The organism is Arthrobacter sp. 05T444 (genome assembly GCF_056395905.1).
Window position 1 is genome coordinate 1 of record NZ_JBFTKK010000086.1, and the last position, 309, is coordinate 309.

Genomic DNA, 309 nt, shown 5'->3' on the forward strand with positions numbered 1-309 from the left:
GCGTTCACCGCCGCCGGCACCGCCTACGCCACCCACGGCGTGCCGCTGATCCCGGTCTACGTGTTCTACTCCATGTTCGGCTTCCAGCGCACCGGCGACGCCTTCTGGGCCGCCGCGGACCAGATGACCCGCGGCTTCATCATCGGCGCCACCGCAGGACGGACCACCCTCACCGGCGAAGGCCTGCAGCACGCCGACGGCCACTCCCCGCTGCTCGCCTCCACCAACCCCGCCGTGGTCACCTACGACCCCGCCTACGGCTACGAAATGGGCCACATCGTCCGCGACGGCATCGAACGCATGTACGGC

At 70.2% G+C, this 309-nt stretch carries 1 pseudogene; it reads left to right on the forward strand.

Annotated elements, in window-relative coordinates:
• Positions 1 to 309: pseudogene (locus AC1DD3_RS22200) on the forward strand (pyruvate dehydrogenase (acetyl-transferring), homodimeric type); the annotation flags it as partial.